At 61.6% G+C, this 17,248-nt stretch carries 12 protein-coding genes; 6 read left to right on the top strand and 6 right to left on the bottom strand.

The window, feature by feature from the left end; genetic code table 11:
* The first annotated feature begins 29 nt into the window (after window positions 1–29).
* Together prpB and prpC are read left to right on the top strand one after the other, a co-directional pair.
* Window positions 30–920: a methylisocitrate lyase gene (prpB, locus tag B0E51_RS04920; protein ID WP_077443742.1), complete on the top strand. Its 891-nt coding sequence runs from the start codon at window positions 30–32 to the stop codon at window positions 918–920.
* A gap of 72 nt (window positions 921–992) precedes the next feature.
* Complete coding sequence (gene prpC / locus B0E51_RS04915; protein ID WP_077443741.1) at window positions 993–2,138, top strand: 2-methylcitrate synthase; 1,146 nt, start codon at window positions 993–995, stop codon at window positions 2,136–2,138.
* A gap of 82 nt (window positions 2,139–2,220) precedes the next feature.
* Here prpC and B0E51_RS04910 read toward each other — a convergent pair whose 3' ends face one another.
* Both B0E51_RS04910 and B0E51_RS04905 read right to left on the bottom strand, forming a co-directional pair.
* A complete protein-coding gene (locus B0E51_RS04910) occupies window positions 2,221–2,832 on the bottom strand; it encodes a glutathione S-transferase N-terminal domain-containing protein (protein ID WP_077443740.1) in 612 nt (203 codons plus the stop codon).
* Between the two features lie 101 nt (window positions 2,833–2,933).
* The gene (locus tag B0E51_RS04905) at window positions 2,934–3,623 is read right to left on the bottom strand and encodes a TerC family protein (RefSeq protein WP_077443739.1); all 690 of its coding nucleotides are present in this window, start codon (window positions 3,621–3,623) and stop codon (window positions 2,934–2,936) included.
* Between the two features lie 286 nt (window positions 3,624–3,909).
* Between B0E51_RS04905 and B0E51_RS04900 the strand changes: the two genes are divergently transcribed.
* The 3 genes from B0E51_RS04900 (at window position 3,910) to B0E51_RS04890 (ending at window position 7,825) form a co-directional block, all read left to right on the top strand.
* Window positions 3,910–5,361: a bifunctional 2-methylcitrate dehydratase/aconitate hydratase gene (locus B0E51_RS04900; RefSeq protein ID WP_077443738.1), complete on the top strand. Its 1,452-nt coding sequence runs from the start codon at window positions 3,910–3,912 to the stop codon at window positions 5,359–5,361.
* Between the two features lie 385 nt (window positions 5,362–5,746).
* Window positions 5,747–6,892 (top strand): OmpA family protein, encoded by a 1,146-nt coding sequence (locus B0E51_RS04895; RefSeq protein WP_077443737.1) that lies wholly within the window; start codon window positions 5,747–5,749, stop codon window positions 6,890–6,892.
* 150 nt (window positions 6,893–7,042) lie between these two features.
* Window positions 7,043–7,825, top strand: a complete 783-nt coding sequence (locus B0E51_RS04890; RefSeq protein WP_077443736.1) for a pseudouridine synthase — start codon at window positions 7,043–7,045, stop codon at window positions 7,823–7,825.
* Between the two features lie 52 nt (window positions 7,826–7,877).
* On the opposite strand, the gene kbl is transcribed toward B0E51_RS04890, so the two are convergent.
* From kbl to tdh, 3 genes are all read right to left on the bottom strand, one after another.
* Window positions 7,878–9,077, bottom strand: coding sequence for a glycine C-acetyltransferase (kbl, locus tag B0E51_RS04885; protein WP_077443734.1), 1,200 nt, complete (start codon window positions 9,075–9,077; stop codon window positions 7,878–7,880).
* A gap of 100 nt (window positions 9,078–9,177) precedes the next feature.
* On the bottom strand, window positions 9,178–12,825 hold the full coding sequence (locus B0E51_RS04880) for a DUF748 domain-containing protein (protein ID WP_077443733.1): 3,648 nt from the start codon (window positions 12,823–12,825) through the stop codon (window positions 9,178–9,180).
* A 128-nt stretch (window positions 12,826–12,953) separates the two neighbouring features.
* The gene (gene tdh / locus B0E51_RS04875) at window positions 12,954–13,976 is read right to left on the bottom strand and encodes an L-threonine 3-dehydrogenase (RefSeq protein ID WP_077443947.1); all 1,023 of its coding nucleotides are present in this window, start codon (window positions 13,974–13,976) and stop codon (window positions 12,954–12,956) included.
* A 235-nt stretch (window positions 13,977–14,211) separates the two neighbouring features.
* Between tdh and B0E51_RS04870 the strand changes: the two genes are divergently transcribed.
* The gene (locus B0E51_RS04870) at window positions 14,212–16,374 is read left to right on the top strand and encodes a S46 family peptidase (protein WP_077443732.1); all 2,163 of its coding nucleotides are present in this window, start codon (window positions 14,212–14,214) and stop codon (window positions 16,372–16,374) included.
* Window positions 16,375–16,518: 144 nt separating this feature from the next.
* Here the strand turns inward: B0E51_RS04870 and B0E51_RS04865 are convergent, their stop codons facing one another.
* Window positions 16,519–17,208: a hypothetical protein gene (locus tag B0E51_RS04865; protein ID WP_077443731.1), complete on the bottom strand. Its 690-nt coding sequence runs from the start codon at window positions 17,206–17,208 to the stop codon at window positions 16,519–16,521.
* Window positions 17,209–17,248 lie beyond the last annotated feature (40 nt).

Raw genomic sequence — 17,248 nt, 5'->3', positions numbered from 1 at the left:
TAAAATGCCCGTTTTACGCGGAGCAGCCCATGACGAAGATGGCATCCCCCGGCGCGCGTTTTCGTGCCGCACTGGCCGAAGAGCAGCCACTGCAGGTCATTGGCGCGATCAATGCGAACCATGCGCTGCTGGCGAAGCGTGCGGGTTATCGTGCGATCTATCTCTCCGGCGGTGGCGTGGCGGCCGGCTCGCTGGGCCTGCCGGATCTGGGCATCAATACGCTGGACGACGTGCTCACCGACGTGCGCCGCATCACCGACGTATGCGATTTGCCGCTGATGGCGGATATCGACACCGGCTTCGGCCCGAGTGCGTTCAACATCGCACGCACGGTGAAGAGCCTGATCAAGTTCGGCGCCGCGGCCTGCCATATCGAGGATCAGGTCGGCGCCAAGCGCTGCGGTCATCGCCCGGGCAAGGAGATCGTCTCCACCGGCGAAATGGCTGATCGCGTGAAAGCCGCTGCCGATGCCAAGACCGATGCCGATTTCTTCCTGATTGCGCGTACCGATGCGATCGCGGTGGATGGCGTGGACGCCGCCATCGAACGCGCAATCGCCTGCGTCGAGGCGGGTGCCGACGGCATCTTCGCCGAGGCTGCCTACGATCTGCCGACGTATCGTCGCTTTGTCGACGCGGTGAAGGTGCCGGTGCTGGCCAACATCACCGAGTTCGGCCAGACGCCGCTGTTCAGCGTCGACGAATTGCGCACGGCTGGCGTGGGCATCGTGCTGTATCCGTTGTCCGCGTTCCGCGCCATGAACAAGGCAGCCGAGAATGTCTATACGGCGATTCGCCGCGATGGCCACCAGCGCAACGTGATCGACACCATGCAGACGCGCGAGGAGCTGTACGACCGCATCGGCTACCACGCATTCGAGAGCAAGCTCGACGCGCTGTTTGCCGGCAAGAAGGCCTGATCGATATTTCCGTTTTTCGCATGGGTGGGTCGTTTACACCCATGCATCTGCAAGTCTTAGGAGAGTCATCCGATGAGCGAGCCAACCCTTCCCAAACCGAAGAAATCCGTCGCGCTGTCCGGCGTGGCTGCGGGCAATACCGCGCTGTGCACGGTCGGCCGCAGCGGCAACGATCTGCATTACCGCGGCTACGACATCCATGACCTGGCCGCCAAGGGTTGCTTCGAGGAAGTGGCCTATCTGCTGGTGCACGGCGTGCTGCCGAACTGGACCGAGCTTAACAACTATCGCGCGCGCCTGAAGCGTCTGCGCGGCCTGCCGGCACCGGTGAAGAGCGCACTGGAACTGCTGCCGGCGGCAACCCATCCGATGGATGTGATGCGCACGGGTTGTTCGGTGCTCGGCACCGTATTGCCGGAAAAGGACGACCACAATGTCACCGGTGCGCGCGAGATCGCCGACCGCCTGATGGCCAGTTTCGGCTCGATGCTGCTGTACTGGTACCACTTCAGCCACAACGGCAAGCGCATCGAGACGCAGACCGACGACGAGTCGATCGCCGCGCATTTCCTGCACTTGCTGCACGGCAAGAAGCCGAGCGAGCTGCATGCGCACTCGCTGGACAAGTCGCTCGTGCTTTACGCCGAGCATGAGTTCAACGCCTCGACATTCACCGCACGCGTCATTGCCGGTACCGGCTCGGACATGTATTCGGCGCTCACCGGCGCAATCGGTGCACTGCGCGGTCCCAAGCATGGCGGTGCGAACGAGGTGGCGATGGAGATCATCGCGCGCTATCGCAATGCTGCGGCCGCCGAAGCGGATATCCGAGCCCGCGTCGAGCGCAAGGAAATCATCATTGGCTTCGGCCATCCGGTGTACACGGTGTCCGATCCGCGCAACGAGATCATCAAGGAAGTCTCGCGCAAGCTCTGCACCGAGGGTGGCAATCCGACCCTGTTCGATGTCTCCGAACGGATCGAGAAGCTGATGTGGGATCAGAAGAAGATGTTCCCGAACCTGGACTGGTTCTCGGCCAGTGCGTATCACATGATGGGCGTGCCGACCGCAATGTTCACGCCACTGTTCGTGCTCGCACGCACTTCAGGCTGGAGCGCGCACGTGATCGAACAGCGCGAGGACGGCAAGATCATCCGCCCGGGTGCGAACTACACCGGCCCGGAAGATCTGGCCTACGTGCCGATCGACAAACGCTGAAAGATCCACTTGTGGAAATGAAGGAGGGAGCCATCTGGCTCCCTCCTTCATTTGAAGCGACGTGAGCGGGTTCCAGCAAGTCTCAGATGCCTTCGGCGCGCATGGCTGCCTTGACACTGGCATCGGCATGCATGCGATGAACGAAGCGGTCGAGGTGATCGAGGCCGCTCAGGTCGACTGCCTTTGCCTTGGCCCAGCGCTGCACGACGAACAGGTAGGGATCGGCGACCGAGCGCGTGCCAGCGAGCCAATCCACATTTTCCAGTCGTGCATCCAGCTGTTCGAAATAGCTGCGCAGCTTTGTTCGGGCAGTGTCCTGCAACCCACCATGCTGGGACGGGTCGGCGATGAATCGCTCAGGCCGGAATAGCGGCTTGAATGCCGGATGCACATCGGAATTGAGGAAACCCAGCCAGCGATTGACCTCGGCGCGGCCACGCGGGGTAACGTCGCCGCCAAGACCAGCCTTTGGAAAGCAATCGGCAAGATAGTTGAGGATCGCCACGTTTTCGGTCAGCACCCATCCATCGTTGTCGACCAGCACAGGTACGACTCCATCGGGGTTGAGCTTCAGATACTCCGGGGAGCGCAGCTCGGCACGCGGAACTTCCTCGATCTGGTAAGGCTGACCGATCCATTCCAGCACGATATGGGTGGCCAGCGAACAGACGCCAGGCATGTAGTAAAGCTTCATGAGAGCTCCGGATGGGGGCAGGGAAGGTACCCGTCCCGTGGATGATGGTGGTTCAAGCGGGCAACCAGTTTGCCTGATCACGGTGCACAGTCTTGGTGACTTCAGTTCGCCGGCGGCAACGAGGCTTGACGCCGCCGCTGCATCAACCAGCCGCCACCGCAGATGCCGAGCACCAGCATCAGGTCAAAGATGTATTTCACCCAGCCGTGTTCCTCGAACCAGATATTCAACAGGTGGTCGTGCGTAATCATCCGACTGGCCGTGAATGCAATGGCGCCGGCACCGATATACATGATGATTGGAAAGCGGCCTATCAGTTTCAGGATCAGCGTGGAGCCCCAGACCACCAGTGGCACGCTGATCAGCAGGCCGAGAATGACCAGCCCGAGGTGTCCACTCGACGCACCGGCGATTGCCAGCACGTTGTCCAGTCCCATCAGCGCGTCGGCGACGATGATGGTGCGCAGCGCACTCCAGAACGTGACAGCGGCGCTTATTGCCGGATCGTCGTCATTGTCATGGCGAAGCAGCTTCCAGGCGATCGGCAACAACAACAATCCACCGATCAACATCAGTCCGGGCAGCTTGAGCAGGTAGACCACGACGGCGGTCAACGCAAAACGGACCGCAACAGCACCAAACGTGCCCCAGAACACCGCCTTCTTCTGCAGCGCCTTGGGCAGGCGGCTTGCCGCCATGGCGATGACGATGGCGTTGTCGCCGGCCAGCACCAGGTCGAGCAGGATGATGGTCAGCAGGTCGGAGACAAAATCGGTGGAGAGGAGATTCATGCGGGAGTCCATGCGCGTCAGACAATGCAGTGGACACGGGCGCGCGTAGCCCGTGTCCACCACAAAAGTCTCGTTCGCAGCATGACTGCCGAGGTGACCGGAGCGAAGCGTCGCTCGTGTTGACGATCACCACACCGACACAGGCGAGCCTGTCTCGGGAACTACTCCCTTCTGGGATGAGTGCCGGATTGTCTGCCGCGGTGCGGTTGCGGTCAAGCAAGACAGGGCTGCGACATGGCGTGTCAGTCAGCTAAAATGGTCGTTTTCCCATGTTGCGAGATCCGTCATGAGTGCGCACGACATCCGTTCCGCTGTCCGTCCCGATCCCGATCAACCGCTCGTCGACATCGCCAATTACGTCGCCGATTACCAGATCGACTCGACCGAGGCGTATGACACTGCGCGCTACATGCTGCTGGATTCGCTGGGCACCGCGATGCTGGCCATGAAATTTCCGGAATGCGTGAAACATCTCGGTCCGCTGGTGCCGGGCGCCACGTTGCCGGGCGGTGCCCGCGTGCCGGGTACCAGTCATGAGCTGGATCCGGTGCAGGCTGCATTCGCGATCGGCACGCAGATCCGCTGGCTGGACTTCAACGACACCTGGCTGGCGGCCGAGTGGGGTCACCCGTCCGACAATCTCGGTGCGATCCTTGCCGTGGCCGATTACCTGAGCCGCAAGGCCGAGCGTGAGGGTGGCCAGCCGCTGACGGTGCGCGATGTGCTGACTTATGCGATCAAGGCACACGAGATCCAGGGCTGTTACGCCTTGCTCAACAGCTTCAACCGTGTCGGCCAGGATCACGTCATCCTGGTTCGCCTGGCCTCCACCGCGGTCGCCACGGCGATGCTCGGTGGCGACAAGGAGCAGATCACCACGGCGGTGTCGCACAGCTGGATCGACAACGGCGCGTTGCGCACCTACCGCCATGCGCCGAACACAGGCCCGCGCAAGAGCTGGGCCGCCGGTGACGCCTGCCGTCGCGCGGTCACGCATGCGATCAATGCGGTCTATCGTGGCGTGGTTGGCTATCCGTCCGCACTGAGCGCGAAGACCTGGGGTTTCTACGATGTCGCCTTCAAGGGCAAGGCGTTCGAGTTCGAGCGCCCGTTCGGCAGCTACGTGATGGAGAACGTGCTGTTCAAGATCAGCTTCCCGGCCGAATTCCATGCGCAGACTGCGGTCGAGTGCGCGATGAAGCTGCACGCCGAAGTAGCCGGCAAGCTCGACCAGATCGAGAAGATCGTCATCGAGACCCAGGAAGCCGGCTGCCGCATCATCGACAAGACCGGCCCGCTGGACAATTACGCCGACCGCGATCATTGCATCCAGTACATGGTCGCCGTGCCGTTGATCTTCGGCCGTCTCGTGGCCAGCGACTATAACGATGACGTCGCCATCGATCCGCGGATCGACGCGCTGCGTGACAAGATGACGGTAGTCGAGAACCCTCAGTTCACGAAGGATTATTTCGACCCGGCCAAGCGCTATATCGGCAATTCGGTGCAGGTGTATTTCAAGGACGGCACGAGCACGCAAAAGATTTCGATTGATTATCCCATTGGTCACCGCAAGCGCCGGGCCGAGGGTATTCCGGTATTGCTGAAGAAGTTCGAGGCTGCCATGCAGGGTCAATTGCCAGCGCACAGGGTCAAGGCGATCATGGCTGCCACACAGGACCCGGCCAAGCTGGATGCGATGCCAGTGCAGGAGTTCCTGGCACTCTTCACGTTGTAAAGACGGTGTGAGTGGAAGATTAAGGAAGACGCGTGGAGGGCCGTTGGCATTTCATTTGGTTGGATGCCAATAGCCTTTTCCGTAGAATCAGGGAACGCTGGATACTCCTGTTCTGTCCTGGACTGCAACCGCAAGCGTCCATTGAAGTCGAAAAAAGTGGCATTGGTTTGGTAATGTAACTTCCTGAACGAAGGCTCACCGAAATCTCGTTGTCAATGCGTTAAGATGCCAACGGCTTAACGAATTTGCTACACTCCCCGGCGCTTGTCGCATGAACGCCAAGCAGGGGCTATAAAAGCTCTGAATGACGTATTCAGTTCTGACGCGCGATTTCCGGTTGGGATTGAACGGACGCGAAAAAATCTAATAAATGAGGAGACACCTGATGAAACGTAAGGGCTTGTACTTTCTGATCGCGCTGGCCCTGGGCGGCGTAGGTGCCGTTCATGCGCAGGACACCGCGGCTCCGGCTGCTGCTGATTCCGCATCCACCCAGGCGACGTCGAGCTACGACGACCGCTGGTACATCGCGCCGACCATCGGCGGCTATTACAACGATCACAAGCGCGATACCAACAGCCGCCAGTTCTATTATGGTCTGGGCTTTGGTCGCTTCTTCACGCCGAACATGTCGATCGATGCGTTCGTCGACCGCACCAAGCGGAAGATGGACAACGGTCCCGCGAATGGCGGCGGTCTCAGCAACAACTCCTGGGCCAGCACCAATGTCGGCGCTGCGGTCCGTTTCTATGCGGGTGACTGGAACGCATGGCGCCCGTACCTGCTCGCTGGTGTGATGGGTAGCCATCACCAGAGCGTGGACGCGAGCGGCTGGTCGCCGGCTGCTGAATTGGGTGGCGGTGTGTCGAAGACGGTTACCGACAGCACGGACGTCCGTCTGGAAGCCGGCTATCGCTACGACTGGGACAACAAGACCAACCCGGCCAAGAGCGGCTACGGCGACTGGTTCCTGGGCCTGAGCATCGTTTCGCGCTTTGGCGCTCCAGCTGCTGCCCCGGCTCCGGCCCCGGCTCCGGCTCCGGCAGCACCTGACTGCTCGAAGACGATCGTCAACGGCGTCAACCTCTGCGACAACAAGTGCCCGAACCTGCCGGAAGGCACGGTCGTGGGTCCGGACGGCTGCCCGCAGAAGGTCGTGATCGACCTGCGTGGTGTGAACTTCAAGTTCGACCGCCCGAAGAAGGGCGAGACGAACATCACCAAGTCGCTGGCCGAGCCGACCAAGGACTCGCTGTCGATCCTGGATCAGGCTGTCGACACCCTGCAGCGTTACCCGCAGGTGCACGTGACTGTTGCCGGTTACACCGACTCGAAGGGTACGGACGAGTACAACCAGGGTCTGTCCGAGCGTCGCGCGAAGATCGTGTATGACTACCTGACCGCTCACGGCATTGCCGCGGACCGTCTGGAAGGCCCGATCGGTCATGGCAAGAACGATCCGATTGGCGACAACGCCACGGATGCCGGTCGTGCCCAGAACCGTCGCACGGAGCTGCAGGTTCAGCAGTAATCGAACCTCGGTCATGTAATAGAAAAAAACCCGGCTTCGGCCGGGTTTTTTTTGGTCGTTATTCCAGGTAGGGCGGATAGGTCATCCAATACCGTCATCGGCTGTCAGGAAACCTTGTTGCTTCGTGGCCTTGACCTATACGCTAGGCGGATGTCACGACCACCTTTTCGATCCAGCGTTGGCACAACATCGACCATCCATGCACCACGGCATGGACTGGCAAGGGTGCTGTCCAAGCTTGGCGTCTGTTCGCGCAGTCAGGCTGAACAATGGATACGCGATGGCCGTGTGAGCCTGGACGGCCGCGTTGTACGCGATCCGTATCATCCGGCGCAGCTGGATCGACAGCAGGTAGCCGTCGATGGCAAGCCGGTGAAATCTGCCGAACCCATCCATGTGATGTTCAACAAGCCGCGTGGCCTGGTTGTCAGCGCCTCCGACGAGCAGGGACGCGCTACCGTCTACACCGCGCTGGCTGCTGCCGGATTGCCGTGGCTGGGACCGGTTGGTCGGCTGGACAAGGCCAGCGAAGGCTTGTTGCTGCTCAGCAATGACACCGGCTGGTCGGCGGCCATCACCGATCCGGCCTCACACCTCGACAAGTCCTACCACGTGCAGGTGTCCGGCCAGCCGGATGCTTCGGTGCTGGCCGCCATGCAGGCAGGCGTCCTAGATGGCGGTGATTTGTTGAAGGCACGACGGGCCACGCTGTTGCGTGCCGGCGAGAAGAATGCCTGGCTTGAAGTGGTGCTGGACGAGGGACGCAATCGTCACATCCGTCGTCTGCTTGCAGCACTGGGCTTTGACGTGCTGCGCCTGGTCCGGGTGGCGGTTGGTACGCTGGAACTGGGTGAATTGGCGAAGGGGCAGTGGCGGCGGTTGAGCGCTGATGAAGTTCGGGCACTCGATACGCGCCGCAAAGGGACACGTTGATCATCGGTTTATGGAAGCGGCTTGAACCGCTTCCATAGGAGAGGCTCAGTGGTTACGCGGCAATGACGCCAAGCTGTCGGCCAACCTTGGTAAACGCAGCAATCGCATGATCCAGATGCTCGCGGGTATGTGCGGCGCTCATCTGCGTGCGGATACGTGCCTGTCCCTGCGGTACCACCGGGTAGAAGAAACCAGTGACATAAATGCCTTCATCGAGCAGCGCGGAGGCCATCGCCTGCGCCTTCTTTGCGTCGTAGATCATCACCGGCACGATCGGATGCACACCTGGCTTGATGTCGAAACCGGCCGCGGTCATCTGCTCACGGAAATAGCGGGTATTTTCCTTGACCTTGTCACGCAGGTCGCCGGCGGATGCCAGCATGTCGAACACCTTGATCGCCGCGGCGACCACATGTGGCGGCAGCGAGTTGGAAAAAAGATAGGGGCGCGAGCGCTGACGCAGCATCTCGACCACTTCCTTGCGGCCGGTGGTGAAGCCGCCTAATGCACCGCCAAGTGCCTTGCCCAGCGTGCCGGTGAAGATGTCGATCTTGTCCATCACGCCATTGACTTCGGCCGAGCCGCGACCGGTATCGCCGAGAAAGCCGGTGCAGTGGCATTCGTCGATGTGTACCAACGCCTTGTACTTGGCGGCCAGCGCAGTGATCTGGTCGAGTTTGGCAATGAAGCCATCCATCGAGAACGCGCCATCGGTGCTGATCAGCTTCGTACGTGCACCGGCGGCGTCGGCTGCCTGCAGCTGCTTTTCCAAGTCGGACATGTCGCTGTTGGCATAACGGAAGCGCTTGGCCTTGCACAGACGGATGCCGTCGATGATCGAGGCGTGATTCAGCGCATCGGAGATCACGGCATCCTCCTCACCCAGCAGCGGCTCGAACAGACCGCCGTTGGCGTCGAAGCAGGCGGCGTAGAGGATAGTGTCCTCGGTGCCGAAGAACTCGGCGATCTTCGCTTCCAGTTGCTTGTGCAAATCCTGCGTGCCGCAAATGAAGCGCACGCTCGCCATGCCGAAACCGTGTGTGTCGAGTGCGTCCTTCGCTGCCTGGATCACCTCGGGATGATCAGCCAGGCCGAGGTAGTTGTTGGCGCAGAAATTCAGCACCTTGCGGCCACCCTCCAGCTCGATCTCGGCAGACTGCGGCGAGGTGATGATGCGCTCGGCCTTGAACAGGCCCTGCTCGCGGATGGACTCGAGTTCGCTGGCGTAGCGCGACTGACCGGGGTAGCTCATGGTGGGTTCCGCTGGCGGGGAAAGCGCCCATTGTGAGCCTTTCAACCGCGATGGAAAACCATTGACAGCTGCGGGACCATCGCGGCTGTCACCACGACCATCAATGCAGGCCGAAATCGGCCCGCGTGGTCTTGCCCTTGTCGTCGATGCCCGTGGCATCCAGCTTGGGTGCCGACACGAACACGCGCTTGTCGTCGACCTTGCCATGCAGCCATTGGCGGACCGCATCGGCACGGCGTTCGGCAAGATGGCGCAAGGCATCCTGATCGACCGGCACATTCGTCTGCAGCAGTTTTTCCATCACGTCCGGTGGCTGCGATTTGGTCAGGCCGATCAGGTCGCGAGGTTTGGAAAACTTGGCATGCTTGTATGCCTTGCTCAGGTATTTGTTGTAGTCATCGGGACTGAGTCTGGACAGGACGGAGACATCGCTTTCGTCACCGCCCTGGTCCTTGGCCAGTTCATGCGTGATCAGCTGCTGCGTCATGACTTTGCGCAAACCGTCCTGGTCGAACTGGGGATCCGTTCTGCCGATGACGTCCAGGTTGAGCGCCGGCTTCTCGGTGAGGACCTTGACGATCTGGGCCAGTCGTTCCTGTGCCTGCGCATCGAGTACGTTCGAGCCTGAAGCGAATTCCACATAACCAAGATCCTGATGACTGTCGCCCATCGCCGAAGCGATCAGCCGGAACGGGGAAGTGACCGCGCGCCCGATCAGATTGACGAAGGCATGCCAGATCAGGCTGCCAAAGCTGAATTGCGGATCGCTGAGCGAGCCGGTCACCGGGACATCGACATCGATATTGCCTTGCGAATCCTTGAGCAGGGCGACCGCCAGCTTCACCGGCAGATGGCTGATGCCCTTGCCCTCGACGCGATCGCCGAAGGTCAGCTGGCTCAGGAAAATGTGGTTGTCTGCATTCAACTTGCCCTGATCGAGCGCGTAATGCACGTCCATGGTGAGGCGACCCTTGATGATCGGGTAGCCGGTGTACTTGCTCGAATAGGGTGTCAGGTGCGTCAGCTCGACCCCATCGGCTTTTCCTTTCACATCCAGGAAGGTAACCGGCGTCAGCGGGTTGATCGTGCCGTCGATATTGACCGGCGCGTTGTCATCGAGCTGACCCTGCAGCGTAAGCGGCGCCGGCGGTCCGCCGGTGGCGGTACCGAAGGCGCCGATCTTGCCCGCAAGCTGGGTGATGTTTGCGGTGTAGTTGGGCTTGATGAAGTTGTCGGTGTAGTTGAGATTGCCGCGCGCAAGAATGATCTGACCGATATGGATCACCGCTGGCGGTGTGGCGCTGCTGGCAGCCGGGCTGGGCGCGGCGGTGGCGGTAGCGGAGGCAGCCGGATTGACGACAGCCACCTGTGGCGCATTGGATGCAGCCGGCGTGTTGTTGGCCTGGGTCACCGAAACCGGCGCAGTCTGCGGACTGGCCACCACATCCTGCAGGTTCAGACGTCCATTGCTGTTGACGATCACGCGGGCATAGAAATTGTCCAGCGCCAGGCCTCCCACGGATACCTGCGCGGCACCTTCGCCGGTGCGTACGTTGACGCCGGTGGCAGCCAGCGAACTCCAGCGCAGGAAATCATTGTTGGTGAGGTTGTCCAGCACATTCACGCGGCCCAGCGTGAGCTGGCCCTGGTAACTCAGCAAAGCCTCCGGCTTGTGGTCGCGATAGCGCACTCGGCCTTTCAGGCTCAGCAGCGCGCTGTCGACGTGCACGTTGAGCGGCACCTTGACCATGGATTGCAATGGCGCCACGTTCAACCGGGTCGTCGTGACATGCAGGTCGGCATTGAGCGGCTCTGGTCGCACGGAACCGGTGACGCGATACTTGCCCTGGTCGATGCCGCCGGCCAGGTCCAGCTTCAGCGGTTGATGCATGTTGTCGGACAGGCCATCGATGCTGAACTTGTCGGCATTCACCGTGATGTGTCCAGCCTTGCCTGCCACCGCCGTGTCCTTGTAGGCAAAGCTGCTGCCATCGATGCCAAGGTGCGCAATGTTCCAGTGCCATGCCGGCGCAGCGGCTTGTTTGCTTGCGGCGTGATGCGGCGATGACTTGACCAGGTCGGTGAGATCGATGTGTCCGTTGCGATAGCGCTGGGCGTCGATCTTCAACCCTTGCAGGTTGATGCTGCCCAGGCTCGCGTGGCTGCTGACCAGATCCAGATGGGTGATGTCGGCATTGAGCGCCTTCCACGCCACCGGGGTGCGATTCTTCTGCTGCAGTGAAAAATCGTTCACTGCGAGCTTGCTCGCATCCAGTTGCAGATTGAACGTCTTGCTCCAGTCGGCCACGAGCTGTCCACTCGCATTCAGGCTGCCGTGGCTGACTTGCGCATTCAACATCGGTGGCGCCAAAGCGACGAGTGGCGGCAGCCCGACACCGTTCAATGCAACCTGGCCAGCGAAGTGGTTCTCGCTCAGGCGCAGGGTGCCGCTGATATGCAGCATGCCGCCGGCAAGCCCCGCGCTCATGTCAATGCTGGCCGGTGGCGCGGGGCGGGTCGCGAACCCGCGGATCGTGCCTTGAAGGCTGTCGAGCGACAGCCGCATCGGAGTCGGACCACTGAGGTCGGCATAGGCGATCTGGCTGCCCTGCAAAGTCAGTGTGGCGATACGCAGATCGGTGGGTGGTGATGTCGACTTGCCCGGTGCTTTAGCAGTGCCGGTCAATGCATCCAGATTGCCATGGCCACCGGCCTGACTCGTGTAATGCACGATGGCTCGATCGAGCATGATGGCGTCGAAGTCATAGCGCGACACCAACGGCTCCACATCTGCCAGCGTGGCACTGACATGACCGAGTTCGACGATCGGCGTACCGTCGTGATCGTCGAGCGCGAAGTTTTCCAGCTGCACGTTGCCGCTCAACTTCATCTGCTGGGTGGCATGGCGATTGATGAAATCCAGCTTGAGCTGACCGGACAGCTGGCCGCTGGGAATCGCCACCGGCAAGGGTGTCGGCACGTAGCTCAGGTAGCGCGGCAGGTCCAGGTGATCGATGTTGAAGTCGATCGCCGACTCGCGGCTGTCGGCAAACGGCTTGGTCTGACCCCCGATCCGCAACGGGCTGCCGTCTACCTGCATCGCCAGCAGTGGCTGCACGAATACGTCCGTGTCGTGCGGCAGGTTGGCGATGAACGGGATGCCGAGTTCGAGCTGGTCGATCCGGTGGCTGCTGTTCAGCACCTTGTCGTCGAACACGATGTCGCCGTTGTGCACACTGATGTTGGACAGCGCGAAGCGTGCCGGAGCGGCATTCGGTGGTGCCGGTTTGCCGACAAGCCGCTCGATCAGGTCGGAGAAATTGAACTGCTGCGGTGCCGTTCGCGTGATATGCAGTTGCGGATGTTGCAAGCGCAACTCGTCGAGCACCGGCGCCATGCGAAACATCGAGGCCCACGAGGCGTTGACGACGATCTGGTCGATATCGACGAAGGGCGATCTGCCATCGCGCTCGCCGACATGCAGTTGGTCGAGTTCGAGTCTCAGCGTGAACGGGTTGAGATGTACCGCCGCCACGCTGACTGGGCGTTGCAGCATGTCGCCAAGGCGAGTCTGCAGCTGGCTGCGGATCAGTGGCGGAGCAGCGAAGAAACCGAGCAGGCCGAAAACCAGCAGCAGGATGCCGATAATCAACGCGCCCTTGCGCAGCCGGCGGGAGCGATACAGGGCGTGAGCGTGTTTACGTCCCGCGGCGAGCAGTTCACTGCGCGAAGGACTGCGGTTTGCCATGCCGTCGCTGCTCCTTTGACCTCGCGAACTGTCGGTACCCGGCCGAAGGTCGGTCACTTCCAAATCGGCAGGCCTTGTCGGCCTGCCGGTGCGTCAGTGTAGCGTGGCGATAACCCGTGGCGTGTGACTCAGTTCCAGGAGCAGACGACCTTGCCGCAGGTACCGGCATCCATCAGGTCGAAACCCTTCTGGAAGTCGTCGATGTGGATCTGATGGGTGAGCACCTTCTGCAGCGGGAAGCCGGTCAGCACCATCTGGGTCATCTTGTACCAGGTCTCGTACATGCGACGGCCGTAGATGCCCTGCAGGGTGAGGCCCTTGAAGATCACCTTGTCCCAGTCGATGCCGGCGCCGCGCGGCATGATGCCGAGCATCGCGATCTTGCCACCGTGGTACATGCAGTCGAGCATGTCGGCGAACGCACGCGGGTTGCCGCTCATCTCCAGGCCCACGTCGAAGCCTTCGATGTGCAGGTCCTTCACGGTGTCCTTGAGCGATTGCTTGGACACGTTCACCACCCGCGTCGCGCCCATGTCGGCGGCGAGCTTCAGGCGGTAGTCGTTGATGTCGGTGACCACCACGTTGCGCGCGCCGATGTGCTTGCAGATACCGGCTGCGATGATGCCGATCGGGCCGGCGCCGGTGATCAGCACGTCCTCGCCGATCAGGTCGAATTCCAGCGCGCAATGCGCGGCGTTGCCGTACGGATCGAAGAACGCGGCCAGCTCGGACGGGATCTGGTCCGGAATCGGCCACAGGTTCGAGGCCGGCATCGTCATGTATTCGGCGAACGCGCCGTTGCGGTTCACGCCGATGCCGATGGTGTTCGGGCACAGGTGCTGGCGACCGGCGCGGCAGTTGCGGCAATGGCCGCAGACGATATGACCTTCGGCGGAGACGCGGTCGCCGATCTTGTAGCCGGTCACGCCCGGGCCGATCTCGACGATGCGGCCGACGAACTCGTGGCCGATGGTGAGGCCAGGGACGATCGTGCGCTGGCTCCACTCGTCCCACTTGTAGATGTGCAGGTCGGTGCCGCAGATCGCGGTCTTTTCCATCTTGATCAGCACTTCGTTCGGGCCGACCACCGGCAGCGGCACCTCTTCCATCCAGATGCCCTGTTCGGGCTTGCGCTTGACCAGGGCTTTCATCGTCTGCGGCATGGGGAGTCCATCAGTTGGCCCGCGCAGCGGGCAGGGAAGCGGCAATTATAGAGGGATCGCGGCGGGCATCGAAGAGGCGCGCGTGGCATGACAACAGGCCCCGGGAAGGGCCTGACCATGCCTAAAGTCACTATCGGCGGCGCGTGCATATGCGGCATAAAGGCCAGTTCCTGTCGCAAGAAACTGCGGCACGAGCCCGTATCCGACCCTCAAGGAGATCCTCATGCGTCGCGTTTTGCTTGCCGCTGCGTTGACAGCCGGCCTCGCCGGTACCGCCCATGCCGTCGAAGGCATGTGGCAGCCTGCCCAGCTTCCGAAGATCGCCGACACGCTCAAGCAGCACGGTCTGAAGCTCGATCCGAAGACGCTGACCGACCTTACCGCCTATCCGATGGGCGCGATCGTCAGCCTTGGCGGCTGTACCGCGTCGTTCGTGTCGCCGGATGGCCTGATCGTCACCAACCACCATTGCGGTTACGGTGCGCTGCAGTACAACTCGACGCCGCAGAAGAACCTGATCGTCGACGGCTTCCTGGCCAAGACCAGAGCGGACGAGCTGCAGGGTTCGCCGGACATGCGCGTGTTCGTCACCGAGGAAATCCGTGACGTCACCAGGGACGTCAACGCCAAGCTCAACGACCAGATGAGCGGCGCCGAGCGCTACAAGGCGATCGAGCTGGCAATCAAGCAGCTGGTGAAAGGCTGCGAAAGCGACGGCTACCGCTGCGACGTCTACAGCTTCCACGGTGGCTACAGCTACCAGCTGATCAAGCAACTCGAGATCAAGGACGTGCGCATGGTCTACGCGCCGCCGGAATCGATCGGCAAGTTCGGTGGCGACATCGACAACTGGATGTGGCCGCGCCACACCGGCGACTTCAGCTACCTGCGTGCCTATGTCTCGAAGGACGGCAAGTCGGCCACCTATGCGAAGGACAACGTGCCGTATCACCCGAAGCACGTGCTGAAGGTGAACCCGCAAGGCGTGGAGAACGGTGATTACGTGATGGTGGTCGGCTATCCGGGCCGCACCAACCGCTACCGTCTCGCCGACGAAGTGCAGAGCTCGATCGACTGGGTCTATCCGACCCAGATCAAGATCTACCAGGACACGCTGAACATCATCGACAGCGCCGGCAAGGCCGACCCGAAGGTGACGGTGAAGTACGCCAGCATGGTCGCCGGCCTCAACAACTACCTGAAGAACTTCGGCGGTCAGCTCGAAGGTCTGCGCCGTGCCGACGCGGTCAACGTCAAGCGCGCGCAGGAAACCCGGCTCGAAGCATGGCTGAAGCAACAGGGCGCTGCGGAAAACACGGCGCTGGCGGCGGACATCGGCAAGCTGCGCCAGCAGATCGCCGCCGATCAGGCGGATCGCGAGCGCAACCTGGATATCGGCCTGGTCAGCCGTTCGTCGATGTTCAGCACGGCGGTGCGACTGGTGCATCTGGCGAAGGAACGGCCGAAGGCCGATCTCGAGCGCGATGCCGGCTACCAGCAGCGCGACTGGGTGCGCATCGAGGGCGGCCTCAAGCAGATGGAGCGCCGCTTCGATCCCAAGGTCGACCAGCAGTTCATGGTCTACGGCCTGCAGCGTTATGTGACGCTGCCACAGGACCAGCGCCTGCCTGCGCTGGATGCGTGGCTCGGTGACGCGAAGACCGAGGTGCAACTGACCCAGAAGGTCGCTGCGCTGTATGCCGGCAGCCAGCTCGGCAATACCGACGACCGCCTGAAATGGTTCAACGCCGACAGCAAGGCGATCGACGCCAGCAACGACAGCATGTTCAAGCTCGCCCGCGCGGTGCAGCCGCAGCTGCAGAAGCTGGAAGACGAAAACGATGCACGTGCCGGCGAGATGGGCAAGCTGCGTCCGCGCTACATGCAGGCGATGATCGCGTGGAAGGATTCGCAACACCTGCCGATCTATCCCGATGCGAACAGCTCGCTGCGCGTCACCTTCGGCAACGTGCAGGGCGTGGCGCCGCGTGATGGCGTCAGCTACTCGCCGTTCACCACGGTGCAGGGCATCGTCGAGAAGGACACCGGTGTGGAGCCGTTCGATGCGCCGAAGGCCGAGATTGCCGCGATCAAGGCGAAGGCGTTCGACGGCTATGCCAGCAAGAAGCAGGGCACGCTGCCGGTCGACTTCCTCGCCGATCTGGACATCACCGGCGGCAACTCCGGTTCGCCCGCGATGGACGCCAATGGCCAGCTGGTTGGCCTGGCGTTCGACGGCAACTGGGAATCGGTGAGCGGCGACTGGCTGTTCAACCCGGCGCTCAACCGTTCAATCCAGGTCGACGTGCGCTACATGCTGTGGGTGATGCACCATCTCGACCACGCTGACAATCTGCTCAAGGAAATGGGCGTACCGGCAAAGTAAGGCGGCAGCTCGCGAAACCGCAAAGGCCTGCGTCATCGACGCGGGCCTTTGTTTTGTATGGCTTGGTCGATGAATCCCGAAAGCCTCCGAATCTCGCGTTTGCCGGGATGACTGCCATGATTGGTTATTTGAGGTTTTGCTTCTTCAGATATCCAGCCGGTCGTAGCTTCGCTTGAACACGATCGGCTGTTGCACCGCCGGCGTGGTCCACGTTTCGATGACAGTCAGATGGTGACCGTCTGGCGACTGCACCCAGTCCTGCTGCAACCGGACATCGCCATCGAACCGCATCGTTATCTGCATGCCCGTTGCAGTCAGTTGGCTCTGCACCATCGCACCGCCGTTGAGCGACTGCCGGGCGAAGCCGTCGAGCCGACTGTCCAGTTGATCCTTGTCGCCAAGCACCACACGGATGCCCTTGGCATCCTGCTGCACGTTCATCATTGAATCGTTGGCGAGCAACGGCGGCGGATCGTCCGGCGGAGGAGTGCCGTTGTCAGTGGTCGCAGTCTTGTTCTGTCCCCGGCCACCGCCGTGGCCATGACCACCGCCCATGCCACCGCCGCCCATGCCGTGATTGCCGCCGTGGCCGCCGTGACCTGATGTCTGACTGGCCGGTGTAGCTGTCGAAGCCGCACTGGCCGGCTGCTGCACGGGTTGCTCGCGTTTTCGTTCCGCGCGCAGGCGTGCGGCGATATCGGATGGACTGTCGCTTTGTTGATCGTTCAGGCGCCATATCCCGCTGAAGTCCGCAGAGGGACTGGCTGCGCGAGCGAAGGTGGCCACGGCAAAGGATGTGGCCAGCAGCAGGCAAAGCGATTTCGGGAATGTCATGCGGGAGGGTTCTGATGATCGGTCGGGGGCTGCGGGTGCG

Origin of the sequence: Rhodanobacter sp. C05, from assembly GCF_002001165.1 — a bacterium.
Taxonomy (GTDB): domain Bacteria; phylum Pseudomonadota; class Gammaproteobacteria; order Xanthomonadales; family Rhodanobacteraceae; genus Rhodanobacter.
The sequence above is the reverse complement of the archived record's forward strand: the minus strand, read 5'-3'. Positions and strand labels throughout refer to the sequence as shown.

What these genes read in the sequence shown, in the direction of transcription:
- kbl (WP_077443734.1), bottom strand. Translation starts at nt 9,077, where the DNA reads ATGAGCTACCCCGGTCAGTCGCGCTACGCCAGCGAACTCGAGTCCATC.
- B0E51_RS04865 (WP_077443731.1), bottom strand. Translation starts at nt 17,208, where the DNA reads ATGACATTCCCGAAATCGCTTTGCCTGCTGCTGGCCACATCCTTTGCC.
- B0E51_RS04905 (WP_077443739.1), bottom strand. Translation starts at nt 3,623, where the DNA reads ATGAATCTCCTCTCCACCGATTTTGTCTCCGACCTGCTGACCATCATC.
- tdh (WP_077443947.1), bottom strand. Translation starts at nt 13,976, where the DNA reads ATGAAAGCCCTGGTCAAGCGCAAGCCCGAACAGGGCATCTGGATGGAA.
- B0E51_RS04890 (WP_077443736.1), top strand. Translation starts at nt 7,043, where the DNA reads ATGTCACGACCACCTTTTCGATCCAGCGTTGGCACAACATCGACCATC.
- B0E51_RS04880 (WP_077443733.1), bottom strand. Translation starts at nt 12,825, where the DNA reads ATGGCAAACCGCAGTCCTTCGCGCAGTGAACTGCTCGCCGCGGGACGT.
- B0E51_RS04870 (WP_077443732.1), top strand. Translation starts at nt 14,212, where the DNA reads ATGCGTCGCGTTTTGCTTGCCGCTGCGTTGACAGCCGGCCTCGCCGGT.
- prpB (WP_077443742.1), top strand. Translation starts at nt 30, where the DNA reads ATGACGAAGATGGCATCCCCCGGCGCGCGTTTTCGTGCCGCACTGGCC.
- B0E51_RS04895 (WP_077443737.1), top strand. Translation starts at nt 5,747, where the DNA reads ATGAAACGTAAGGGCTTGTACTTTCTGATCGCGCTGGCCCTGGGCGGC.
- prpC (WP_077443741.1), top strand. Translation starts at nt 993, where the DNA reads ATGAGCGAGCCAACCCTTCCCAAACCGAAGAAATCCGTCGCGCTGTCC.
- B0E51_RS04910 (WP_077443740.1), bottom strand. Translation starts at nt 2,832, where the DNA reads ATGAAGCTTTACTACATGCCTGGCGTCTGTTCGCTGGCCACCCATATC.
- B0E51_RS04900 (WP_077443738.1), top strand. Translation starts at nt 3,910, where the DNA reads ATGAGTGCGCACGACATCCGTTCCGCTGTCCGTCCCGATCCCGATCAA.